The sequence below is a fragment of the Streptomyces sp. NPDC000134 genome (assembly GCF_042899225.1).
GTDB lineage: Bacteria > Actinomycetota > Actinomycetes > Streptomycetales > Streptomycetaceae > Streptomyces.
In genome coordinates this window covers 1-10,609 of the sequence record NZ_JBIAZN010000045.1, presented here as the reverse complement: position 1 = coordinate 10,609, position 10,609 = coordinate 1, and the positions used below count along the sequence as shown (strand labels likewise).

The 10,609-nt window shown below is 70.9% G+C and carries 8 protein-coding genes and 1 pseudogene; 6 read left to right on the top strand and 3 right to left on the bottom strand.

The genetic code is table 11. The features are described from left to right. The first annotated feature begins 150 nt into the window (after positions 1-150). Entirely contained in the window at positions 151-816 is a 666-nt protein-coding gene (locus ACFY32_RS33915) for an MFS transporter (protein ID WP_390676350.1), read from the top strand. A gap of 103 nt (positions 817-919) precedes the next feature. On the opposite strand, the gene ACFY32_RS33910 is transcribed toward ACFY32_RS33915, so the two are convergent. After that, positions 920-1,846 (bottom strand): oxidoreductase, encoded by a 927-nt coding sequence (locus tag ACFY32_RS33910; RefSeq protein ID WP_390676349.1) that lies wholly within the window; start codon positions 1,844-1,846, stop codon positions 920-922. Between the two features lie 258 nt (positions 1,847-2,104). On the opposite strand from ACFY32_RS33910, the gene ACFY32_RS33905 reads away from it, so the two are divergent. Next, a complete protein-coding gene (locus tag ACFY32_RS33905; protein WP_390676348.1) occupies positions 2,105-2,779 on the top strand; it encodes a TetR family transcriptional regulator in 675 nt (224 codons plus the stop codon). Between the two features lie 330 nt (positions 2,780-3,109). Here ACFY32_RS33905 and ACFY32_RS33900 read toward each other — a convergent pair whose 3' ends face one another. Further along, on the bottom strand, positions 3,110-3,388 hold the full coding sequence (locus ACFY32_RS33900) for a GlsB/YeaQ/YmgE family stress response membrane protein (RefSeq protein WP_390676347.1): 279 nt from the start codon (positions 3,386-3,388) through the stop codon (positions 3,110-3,112). A 796-nt stretch (positions 3,389-4,184) separates the two neighbouring features. Between ACFY32_RS33900 and ACFY32_RS33895 the strand changes: the two genes are divergently transcribed. Further along, positions 4,185-6,119 carry a hypothetical protein gene (locus ACFY32_RS33895; RefSeq protein WP_390676346.1) on the top strand — a complete coding sequence of 645 codons (1,935 nt, stop codon included), beginning with the start codon at positions 4,185-4,187 and terminating at the stop codon, positions 6,117-6,119. A gap of 37 nt (positions 6,120-6,156) precedes the next feature. Then, complete coding sequence (locus tag ACFY32_RS33890; RefSeq protein ID WP_390676345.1) at positions 6,157-7,530, top strand: hypothetical protein; 1,374 nt, start codon at positions 6,157-6,159, stop codon at positions 7,528-7,530. A 258-nt stretch (positions 7,531-7,788) separates the two neighbouring features. On the opposite strand, the pseudogene ACFY32_RS33885 reads toward ACFY32_RS33890, so the two are convergent. Further along, a pseudogene (locus ACFY32_RS33885) lies at positions 7,789-8,079 on the bottom strand (IS630 family transposase); the annotation flags it as partial. Positions 8,080-8,386: 307 nt separating this feature from the next. Between ACFY32_RS33885 and ACFY32_RS33880 the strand changes: the two are divergent. After that, the gene (locus ACFY32_RS33880; protein ID WP_390676344.1) at positions 8,387-9,325 is read left to right on the top strand and encodes a helix-turn-helix domain-containing protein; all 939 of its coding nucleotides are present in this window, start codon (positions 8,387-8,389) and stop codon (positions 9,323-9,325) included. Between the two features lie 33 nt (positions 9,326-9,358). Continuing rightward, positions 9,359-10,216 carry a carbohydrate-binding protein gene (locus ACFY32_RS33875; RefSeq protein ID WP_390676343.1) on the top strand — a complete coding sequence of 286 codons (858 nt, stop codon included), beginning with the start codon at positions 9,359-9,361 and terminating at the stop codon, positions 10,214-10,216. Positions 10,217-10,609: the final 393 nt, after the last annotated feature.

Sequence of the window (10,609 nt, the reverse complement as noted above, 5' to 3'; positions counted from 1 at the left end):
CGACCCCAAACCCTACGTCTGGACGAAGACCGCAGACGCGATCCTTGAACGCCTCGTCGGCTATCTGAATAGAATTCCTGACTCAGAAGACTAGGTGTTCCGGCGGGAACCTGGCTGGGCCGGCAGAGCGACTGGCAGGTGCCCGTCGCCATGCTGGCGGCTCTTGGCCTTGTCTCTCGGGTGACGATCGCCGTTCTGCTGCCGACCTCGCGGCCGGAAGAAGAACCCGCCGCCTACGGAACCAGCCCCGACACCCGCCGGTTCGCCACGGTGCTTGTGGCCGGGGTTCTGTCCGCAACTTGGGCGTTCACGGGATACACGTACATCGTGGAGTTCCTGGGTGACGTCGGCGGGTTCTCCCCGAACAGCGTCAGCGCCCTGTTCGTGGTTTTCGGTGTGGCGTGTCTGGCCGGTGTGAGTGTCACCGGGGCATTGCTCCACCGCTTTCCGCAGTCCGCGCTGACCACGGCTGTGGCGGCGCAGGCGGTGGCCATGCTCGGCCTGTACTCGGCCGGCACCGATCCGGTGGCAGCGGTGGTGTTCCTGGCGCTGATGGGCGGTGCGCTGGGGCCGGTGTTCATGACCACCCAGGACGCGATGCTGCACTGCGCCCCGGGCCGCACGGATATCGCACTCGCGGCCAACTCCGGTGCGTACAACGCCGGAATCGCGGCGGGCGCCGTGCTCGGCGGACAGATTCTGCCGCGGACCGACGTGCGGGACACCTTCGTGGCCGGGGGGCTGCTGACCGTCGGGGCGTGCGCGGTGCTGCTCGGCGGGCGGCTGCGGCGTCCTGGACGGCAGTCCACCACGTAGCGACCGGGTCACTGCCCGGTTGGCGGCCTCTCCGTCCACCGACTGGTGCGGGACGGGGCGTCACGCCGCATGATCCGCCCTCTGGCGACCTGGGAAGCGGACCCTAGACGGTGTCGTCGGCTTCTAGGTCGAAAGGGACGCCTGTGAGCTGTTCGCTCGTCGCCCACAGCCGCCTGCCCACCGCGGGGTCGTCGGCGCCTGCGGGGAGCTTGGCGGGCTTGGGTGCGCCGGAGGTCTGGTCCCGTCCGGCGGGGCCGATGAACCGGCCCGAGTCGACGTGCGGGCTGGTCGCGGCGTACAGGGAGGGCCAGGCCGCGCCCTCGGCCGAGCCCATGAGCAGGCGTGCGGCGATCGGGGTGATCATGCGGCTCAGAACGCCGGTGCCGTGCTGCTGCAGTCCGGTCATCGCCGAGCCCGGGTGGACGACTAGCGCCTCGACGGAGCTGCCTGCGGTGCGGCGCGCGAGTTCGAGGGTGTAGACGATGTTGGCGCGCTTGGACTTGGCGTAGGCGCCCATGGCGCGGTAGCTCTTTTCGCTCATCAGGTCGTCCAGCCCGCCCGTCGGCCACCGCGCCGCGATGGCGCTGACGGTGACCACGCGCGGTGCGGACGAGCGGCGCACGGCGGGCCAGACCTGGGCGTCGAAGGCGAAGTGGCCGAGGTGATTGACGCCGACCGTCATCTCCAGGCCGTCGTGGGTGGTCCGCCGCTCGGGCAGGTTCATCACGCCGGCGTTGTTGATGAGCAGGTCGACCGTCTCGGTCTCGGCGATTTGGGTGGCCGCGTCGCGGACGGAGGAGAGGTCGGAGAGGTCGAGCGTGAGGGTGTCCGTCCGGGCCTCGGGGGCCGCGGCGCGTACCGCCTCCGCGGCCTGGTCCAGTCTGGCCCGGCTGCGGCCGGCCAGGATGACGCGGGCCCCGTGCCGGGCGAGCGTGCGGGCGGTCTCCAGTCCGATCCCGCCGTTCCCGCCGGTGATCAACGCCGTGCGACCGCTCTGATCGGGGATGTCGTCGGGAGTCCAGTGGTTCACCGGTGTCACGCTCCTCGGATGCGTCGGTGTTCGCTCGGGCACGGGGTGGTCGGCAGTGTCGTGACACCGCGCGGGAAGAACATGCCGACGATGCTTTCGACGCGGGCGGCGTCGGCGTGCTGCGGTGTTCTCCCCAGGCCGCCGCTGCGCCGGGCCATGTCGTCCGCCTTTTCAGACCGGCGGTCTGTTCGGCTGGGACCCCAACGTAGAAGACCGCCGGTCTGATGTCAAAAGACCGGCAGTCTGTAACCTGGGGGCATGACGAACTTCCAGCGTGCGCGCAGTGAGGAGCAGCGTGAGGTGCGGCGCCGGGCCATCCTCGACACCGCCGCCACCATGCTCGACGAGATGTCCATCGGCGCGATCAGCCTGAACGAGCTGAGCCGCCGCGTCGGGCTGGCGAAGTCCAATGTGCTGCGCTACTTCGAATCGCGTGAGGCGATTCTGCTGGAACTCCTCGACCGCGCCTGGCGGCAGTGGGTGGCCGACTTGCCTGCCCTGGTGCACGCCGGCGTCGACCAGGACGCTCCGGTGGGCCGGCGCGCGGAGCAGTTCGCCGCCGTCATCGCGGGCTCCCTCGCCCGACGCCGGGTCCTGTGCGACCTGCTGAGCGCGCAGGCGGGCGTACTGGAACACAACGTTTCCCCGCAGGTGGCCGCCCGCCACAAGCGCGCGGCCGTGGCCAACGTCGCCGACATCGCGGCGTTGGCCCACCAGTGCCTTCCCGAGCTGGGCAACAGCGCACCGCGGTTGACCGCAGGCATGATCATGGCCGTCGGCGCGGTGTGGACACACGCACGGCCCTCCCCGGCGATGCTCGCCGCCTACGAAGCCGACCCCGCACTCACCGCGTTCGAACTGGACTTCGTGACTGCCCTGCGGGAGATGCTGGTCACGCTCACCGCGGGCACCATCGCCCGCGCCTCCGCCTGAGCCGGGCTGGTGCCGGGCGTGCCGGGTGCCCGCCGGGTGGCGCTGCCGGGGGAGTGGCCGAGGTCTCGGCGACCTGGCCGGGGAAGTCCGTACGAGCGGTGTCGTGCGCGCGGACCGTCAGCGCGAGCCAGCTAGAAATGTTCGGGTCTGCCGACAGTGCCGCGGCGGCCCGTCGGGACCGGATGCCACTTGAGCAACCGCAGCACGGAAGCCGAGCCGGAACCGCGACTCGTGCGAAGAACCACCGCGGCCGCACACGCTGACGGCTCCCGTCCTGCGTACAGGGAGGGGAGCCGTCAGCGTGTACGGAAGTGGTATGCCGTCAGCGGGTTACGCGTGACGGTGCGAGCGCCGGTTGCCGGTGACGACGCGGTAGAGGACGAGCAGGATGATGGAGCCGACGATCGCGGCGATCCAGGTGGAGAGGTCGAAGAAGCCGTCGATGGAGTCGACGCCGAAGATGACCTTGCCGAGCCAGCCGCCGAGCAGGCCGCCGGCGATGCCGATGAGCATGGTGATGATGATGCCGCCCGGGTCCTTGCCCGGCATCAGCGCCTTGGCGATGGCGCCGGCGAGCAGGCCGATGATGATCCACGCGATGATGCCCATGGTGCCTCTCCGTTTCGTATAAAGAACGTGTCAGGTCATCGTCTGCACCGATCTCGCCCGGCCAAACCTTCCGCCCTGCCAGACGTTTCCCGGCTGGTCGGTCGACCTGATCCCCCTGGGGCGCCAGCAGCGGTGTGTTGCTGGATCTGCCATGGCTGTCTTGTGAGCAGCGGCACGGACCGTACGCCGCCACGTGCCCGGTTCTGGTCGCACCTGGAGATGGTGTCCGTGCTTCCATGTCGGTTCGGCGGGACACCGCCCGAAGGCAATGACACATGGGCGCGATCCGGGCCGGGACCTCACGCGGGGAGACCCCTCACCGCTGCGTCACGACCGACACACAGTGACGGCCCAAGTCTGGCTGGAAGCAACGGTGTTGACAGGAACTGTTCGCCGCCACCACCGAACCGTTCGGAGCCGGTGGCTCCGGTCCACGCCATGTGCGCCCCCTCGTCTACCTGGGCTACCGCAGCATGGGGGTCGCCCCTACCTCTCCGCTGTACGCGTGACCATCGCGGCCCGGACATGGGACGAGCGGCCTTCTCGCAACTGGCGCCTCATGTCGCGCACACTGGACGGCGTCCTCTTGCGGCTTCCGCCGAACCGAGATGGGTGTGCGACGCCCTTGCCGGGTAGGCCGGAAGCGTGGATGGTCCCGTTGCCGGGGCCGGCCCGCCGAACGCGGCACAACTCTCGCGAAGGAAGCGGAGGATTGATGATGCCGAGCGAGTCGAGAGGCCCGAAGAGCGCCCTTCGTAAGCACAGATGGCGCGTCCCGACCGCGACCCTTGTCGCGATGCTCCTCGCGTGGGCCGTCCCCGCCCCGGTCGAGGCAGCCGTGGAGGGTGCCGCGACGAAGCCGCCCGTGACGCCGTTCTACGCGGTGGAGCGCGACGCCGTACCGGTGCCGGACGGGGTGATGCCGTGGGGGCCCACCTGGTTCCCGGACGGCCGTCACATCCTGTTCCAGGACTACAACGGCGGTCGGGAGTGGATCGCGGACGCGGACGGCGGCAACGTGCGCTGCCTGACCTGCTCCATGCCCGACCACCCCGGCATCATCGGCGGCTTCGCCTACGCGTTTCCCGACCGGAAGCGCATGTTCCTGGCGAACGAACTGGGCGACACGGTGCGAATCCTCGAATGCGCCCCGAGCCTGCTCGACTGCCGCAGCCACCAGTGGCTGCCGGTCGACCTGTCCGGTGACGTCACTCCCGGCCAGCGCAACCTCGGCAGGCGCACCTACCACCTGGCGCCTGACGGCGTGCATCTCGGGTACTCGGTCACGCGCCCGGACGGACTGGTCATGATCGTCGCCGCTCTGGTGCGCGGCGCCTCGGGTTACGCCTTGGGCGATCCGCGCGTGATCAATCCTCCCGGGCCGACGGGTCCGGCGGACACCGATCCCGACGGGTGGGCGAACGGCGGCTCGCTCCAGGAGTTCAAGTCCTTCGCGGACGGCGGACGGTCGGCCATCGTGCTGGCCGCACAGCCGGGCAGCATCCCGCAACAGCAGAAGATCGACCTGCGCACCGGACGGGTGACCCAGTTGACCGGGTATCCGGACTGGAACGAGGACGGAGCCCTCTCTCCCGACGACGACCTGCTGCTGACGGCCTCCTGGCGTACCCAGAACCGCATGACGGCCCTGGGCCTGCTGCCGTTGAACCGGCCGTTCATCAACCTCTCCCGGGCCATCGAAGCGATCTACTACGTCTCCAGCCGCCCCGGCTTCGCCTGCGACCTGAACCCGTGGCTGCTGCCGGCCACGGGCGACCGCGACGGCCGTCTCGTGGGCCAGCCTCTCAATCCCTACGACGGCGGCACGGACATTCCCGCGAACAACCTCTCCGGACAGCAGGTGTGGAGCCCGGACTCGACGCGGGTCCTGTTGCAGGGGCGCTCCCTGATCCCGCCGGCACCGGACGCCAACGCGTACGTGCTCCAGAAGGGAACTGCCCCCAGCGAACTGCTCATCGCCCGCATCAGCCGTCCGCCCACCACCGCTGTGCCCACTGCGACCACGGAGGTCGGCTCCTGGGCGCCCACGCCGCAGGCCTACCGGTCCAGTTACGACATGCCGGGAGAGCACCTGGTCAAGGGCCACCACTCCGGCACCGCCGTGATCACCATCGGCGGAGACATCACCGGCGGTGACTTCTCCGTCCGCTACCACGACTACAGCGACGACGGCGAGTACTTCCTGAACGGCACGCAGACCGTCACCGGCAGCGTCACCAGTGAAGTAGTCATCAACGACGACCTGGTCGCGACGGACACGAAGGGCGCCCGGGTCGGCCATCTCAGGAGTGCGCTGCGGTACCGGCAGATCATGCCCAGGCCCGAAAACGGGGAACCGGGGGTGGAGAAGACCGGGACCGTCTCCTCGTCATGGCTGGGGAAGCGGGCCGACGGGCTGCCGCCGGTAGCGGCCTGCCCGGACACCATGCCGCGCCCCTCCCAGCTCGCTCTGACAGCGACGGCGCGCCCGTCCCCGCACCACCGTCTGCAGATCACCGGCCGGGTGACCGCCGACATCCACGGGGACGAACGGCCGGTCCAGGGAGCCACCGTACGCATCGGCGCCCACACGGCCCGCACCGGCCCCGACGGCACCGTCGTACTCACCGTACCCGCCGGATCACGAGAGACCGTCCACCTCACCGCGACAGCCGGAGACACCTTCCTGCCCGCCGAGACGACCGTCTCCGTGACCAGGCCTGACCGGTGACGGCCGATCGCCGAAGCCACCCGACAAGGGGCCGCCAGTGTCTCCTCACATACCCCGCCGCAACGAAGCGCTCGCACACCTGCTGGCCGAAGCGAACCTGACCTCGGCGGAACTGGCGCGCGAGGTCAATCGTCTTGCGGCCGCGCACGATGTCCTCCTGCGGTACGACCGCACCTCGGTCGCCCACTGGCTGACCGGGTCCCGGCCCCGGGATTTCGTCGCCCGGTCGGTGGCCGAGGTGCTGACACGCAGGATCGGCCGCTTGATCGACGCGTCGGAGACGGGGCTGGTTCGCGAACCTGCTGTGCGTCGAGCAGATCCCGTCCCGGAACCGGCGCCTCGGGACTCCCTCTCCGGCCTCGTCGCCCTGGCGCGGACGGACACGGAACCGAAGCACCGGCCGGCGCTGCGGGCGTATGTCTTCCAGGAACGCCCGGTTCCGGACGTGCGGGTTCTTCCCTCTGCCACCGGGACGGACCGTCCCGGAGCGGAGGCGAAGGCGGGGGCCGCCGATGTCGAGAGGGTCCGTTTCGTCGTCAACCGGTTCTACGCCAACTGGACCCGGTTCGGCGGCGCGCACGCCCGTGGCGCGCTGGCTTCCTACCTCGGTGACGACATGGGGAGCCTGCTGGCTCGAGCCGTGCTTCCCGACGTACGCCTGGCGCTCGTGTCGGCGAGCGCCAGGCTCGCGTACATATTGGGGGGCGCGTCCGCGGACGCCGGTTACCAGGGCCTTGCCCAGCGCTATCACTTCCTCGCGCTGGACGCCGCGGCCGAAGCCGGGGACGACCGGGTCCGTGCGATGACACTGCGTTCCATGAGCGTGCAGGCGCTTCGCATGCAGGCACCGCGCTACGCGGTCGATCTCGCCGACGCGGCGGTCACCGCCGTCGGCCAGGCCCAGGACGGTGACCTCCGGGCGTTCGTCCTCGCCCAGCGCGCGTACGCGCGGGCCGTCGCCGGAGAACCCCACGACGCCCGCCGGGATCTGTCCGCGGCCGAGCGGTCACTGGGGCGGGCGGCCCCCGGAGACGGGCCGTTCGCGCGTTACTCACCGGCCGGCTTCGCCTACCGCTCGGGGCAGGTCCTCTGCCGGCTGGGAGATGTCCAGCCGGCCCTCGCTTCCCTGCGGTCCGCGGTCGAGACGCGTTCCGGCCACGAGAACTGTCTGCGGGCGCTGAGCCAGGCCCGGCTGGCGCTGACCCTGCTGGATCAGGGTCTCGTCGACGAGGCGTGCTTCTACGGCCGGCTGTTCGCCAGGGAGTACCCGGGACTACGGTCACACAGGGCGACACTGATGTCGCGGGAGCTGAGGGCGCGGCTGTCCAAATTCCGTCGGCACCGCATGGCGGTCGACGTCCTGCGGGCCCTCTCGGCCCTCGATCCGCCATCGGGGACCGCTCAGCAGTGACACGGCGGAGGCCGGCCGGGGAGCCTGCTCCCGCCTGCTGCCGCCGCGGACACCGCCCGGTACGACCGTCGGTGGGCGGGCCGGGGTCCTCGGTGTACGGCGCGGGGAGAGGCGGGCGAGAGAGGCGACATGATCGAACAGCGGATCGTTCATGAGGCCAATCTCGGGTCGAGCGCACGCGCCCGCACGGGATCTGCCTCTGTTCGGGTGGGTGACGCCCAGGAGGCTCCCGCCGCGACGGCGCGGGCCGGGCAGGCCCTAGTCTCCTGATGAGTCAGGAATTCTGTTCGCATAACTGGCGAGGCGTTCGAGCGTCTCGTCTGCGGTCTTCGTCCAGACGTAGGGCCTGGGGTCGGTGTTCCATGCGGCGATCCAGGCACGGATGTCCTTCTCCAGTGCCTGGACGCTCTTGTGGACGCCGCGTCGTATCCGCTTGTTCGTCAGCTCCGCGAACCAGCGTTCCACCAGATTTAGCCAGGACGATCCGGTGGGGGTGAAGTGCAGGTGGAAGCGGGAGTGGGCGACCAGCCAGGTCTTGATCGCCGGGGTCTAGAGTTCAAGAAGTTCCTGGTCAGACTCGACCAGGAGATCTCGGCGGACATGGACATGCACTTGGTGCTGGACAACCACGCCACCCACAAGTGTCGAACCGAGCCGAGCGGTGCCGTGCGGCCGTTGTGCGGGGGGTGCCTCGGGCCGGGTCGGTAGGTCGGTGCGGGCGGCGCGGCGCCAGCCGAAGCGTCGGCTCCGAGCAGGGAGCTGGTGACACCCGAGGGCGAGGGGCAGGGGAATGGTGTAGACCATAGGGGAGCGGATGTGCGCGGCACGGCCGGTGTCCGAGGAAGGAGTACGCCCGATGCGCAAGACCACGGTCTTACCCGGAGTCCCGAGCCTGCCCCCCGGCGCGGGGGATGTGGCGCTGCACCGGCTGGAGGTGGCCGGACCGGGCGCCCCTCCGTTCGCCGCGGGCTCCTTCGAGCAGGTGGGGCCGCTCTCCCGGTGGGACCGGCCGCACCGGCACACCTTCTACGAGATGGTGCACGTCACCGCCGGTTCGGGTACCCACGTCGTCGATCTCGCCAGATGGCCGGTGTGCCCTCCGCACCTGGCCGTGGTCCTGCCCGGCCAGGTGCACCACTGGGAGGGCGGCCGGGGCCCGGAGGGGTCCCTCGTGCTGTTCACCGAGGATTTCCTGGTGGACCACCCCGGCGACCGGGAGGTGCTGCGAGGGCTCGGGACGCGGTGCTGGTTCGCGCTGGACCCGGAGCACGACCGGGCGATCGGGTGCCTGTTCGCCGAACTGATCGCGGAATACCGGCAGCGCGCGGCGGGACACGAAAGCGTGCTGCGGTCCCTGTTGCACGCGCTCGTCCTGCGCGCCGCCCGGATTCCCGGGCCCGCCGGACACGCCGCCGGGCCGCGGGCCCATGGCCGTGCGGCCGCCGTGGCCGAGGCGTTCACGGAACTCATCGCCCGCTCCGAGACGGCGGGATGGAGCGTGCGGCAGTGCGCCGGCCGGTTGGGGGTCACACCCGGGTACCTCACCCAGGCGGTGCGGGCCGCCACCGGCCGCCCGCCGGGCAGGCTCCTGATCGAGGCCCGCGTGTACCAGGCGCAACAGATGCTGGCCCACACCCGGTTGTCGGTCCGGCAGGTCGCCGCGCGGACCGGGTTCAGCGACCCCGCCTACTTCGGCCGGTTCTTCCGGCGTGAGACCGGAAGCAGTCCGGGAGCCTTCCGAAAACACCACAGCAGCCACCACCAGTCCCTCGAAGCCTCGTCCGGGCGCGCCTAGTTTCGTTGCCCACACCCCCCACGAGGAGGAGACATGGACGGAGCAGGCACGCACGGCGCGGGTCCGGACGACCCCGGAGCCGGCCGCGAGGCGGAGTCCCGCCGGCTCGTGCGCCGCAAGACGGTGCTGCGCGCGGCACTCGCCGCCACCGCCGCGATCCCCGTCGCCCTGGCCGGCGGCCCGGCCCTCGCCCGCACCGCGGCGGCGAGCGGTTCGGCTCCGGACCTCACGCCGTCCTGCGACGACGGTGACGACCCGACCCCGGAGCAGATGGAGGGCCCCTACTTCAAACCGAACTCACCGCAGCGCACCAGTCTGCTGGAGTCCGGCCTGCCCGGCACCCGGCTCACCGTGAGCGGTTACGTCTTCGGCCGCGCCTGTCTCCCGCTGGCCGGCGTCCTGCTGGACTTCTGGCAGGCCGACACGAACGGCGCCTACGACAACACGGGCTTCCGGCTGCGCGGACACCAGTTCACCGACTCCGGCGGCTCCTTCACGCTGACCACCATCGTGCCGGGCCTCTACCCCGGCCGCACGCGCCACCTGCACGTCAAGCTGCAGGCGCCCGGCCGTTCGGTCCTGACCACACAGCTCTACTTCCCGAACGAGCCACGCAACAACACCGACACGATCTTCGACCCGCGGCTGCTGATGAACGTACGGGACGGGAGCGGGGGCCGGGAGGCGGCGTTCGACTTCGTCCTGGACGTCGCGCAGGACCCCGGGCCCGGCCCCACCCCGCCGCCGGGCGGGACCTGGGCCGTGGGCACCGCCTACCGGGCGGGCGACCGGGTCACGTACGCCGGCCGGGCCTACGTCTGCCTCCAGCCGCACACGGCTCAGCCGGGCTGGGAGCCGCCGACCGTGCCGGCCCTGTGGCGAGCGGCCTGAGAAGCCGCCGGGCGCCCGCTCACCGCGGGCGCACCGAAGACCGCCGCGTGGGGGGGCGGGGGGAGGGGCGGGCTGCCACCCGCTCCTCCCCGCGGGGAATTCGTGGACGATCTGCGTGAGGCGGACGGCGGCGCTGAGCCAGCCGGCTGCCCGCGCGGACCGCCACGCGCTGCCCTCGGCCCGGTCAGCCGGAATGTTCCGCCGGGCGTCGCAAGTCGTCCGGACGCGATCGGGCATCGCGTCGACGGCCGGACCGGCCCGGCCGCCGGCGTCGGTGCGGGCCATCTGCTCGCCGGCTCCCTAAGAGGTCCTAACAGAAGTTATTGATCAAGTAACCATCAGCCTGTCTGCTCGTTGGTCGGGTCGTGGGGAAGCGGGAGTCGCGGCCGTGGA

What these genes read in the sequence shown, in the direction of transcription:
- ACFY32_RS33880 (WP_390676344.1), top strand. Translation starts at nt 8,387, where the DNA reads ATGCGCAAGACCACGGTCTTACCCGGAGTCCCGAGCCTGCCCCCCGGC.
- ACFY32_RS33895 (WP_390676346.1), top strand. Translation starts at nt 4,185, where the DNA reads ATGCTCCTCGCGTGGGCCGTCCCCGCCCCGGTCGAGGCAGCCGTGGAG.
- ACFY32_RS33875 (WP_390676343.1), top strand. Translation starts at nt 9,359, where the DNA reads ATGGACGGAGCAGGCACGCACGGCGCGGGTCCGGACGACCCCGGAGCC.
- ACFY32_RS33900 (WP_390676347.1), bottom strand. Translation starts at nt 3,388, where the DNA reads ATGGGCATCATCGCGTGGATCATCATCGGCCTGCTCGCCGGCGCCATC.
- ACFY32_RS33905 (WP_390676348.1), top strand. Translation starts at nt 2,105, where the DNA reads ATGACGAACTTCCAGCGTGCGCGCAGTGAGGAGCAGCGTGAGGTGCGG.
- ACFY32_RS33915 (WP_390676350.1), top strand. Translation starts at nt 151, where the DNA reads ATGCTGGCGGCTCTTGGCCTTGTCTCTCGGGTGACGATCGCCGTTCTG.